Source organism: Pseudomonas sp. HY13-MNA-CIBAN-0226, assembly GCF_040310305.1.
GTDB lineage: Bacteria > Pseudomonadota > Gammaproteobacteria > Pseudomonadales > Pseudomonadaceae > Aquipseudomonas > Aquipseudomonas gregormendelii.
Genome location: NZ_JBEOPS010000338.1, coordinates 1 through 263, shown reverse-complemented (window position 1 = coordinate 263; position 263 = coordinate 1). Strand labels below are relative to the sequence as shown.

Here is a 263-nt window from a genome sequence, read left to right as displayed (position 1 = left end):
TCTGTGTTCAGCAGATTGGAGTATTGGATTAAGCGTATTTATTGATCATGGGCAAAAAAATCAACTTGATGCCAATGATCGCTTACTTCAACAAACGGCTCCTTTTCATGAAAATGACTATATTGATTACAATCGTGAAGCGATTAGATTCCAACCCGATGGATTAGCTTCTGGTACTAATGGCACATTAACGTACTGCCCAGGAAAATTTGACAGTAAATACTCAAAAGCCGTCATTGTAAATCAAGCAGGAAGGGTAAGAA

General features: G+C 38.0%; 1 protein-coding gene. It reads left to right on the top strand.

The genetic code is table 11. The features are described from left to right. Positions 1-263: GspH/FimT family protein (locus AAEZ05_RS29005; protein WP_350650067.1), on the top strand; the 263-nt coding region annotated here is incomplete at both ends.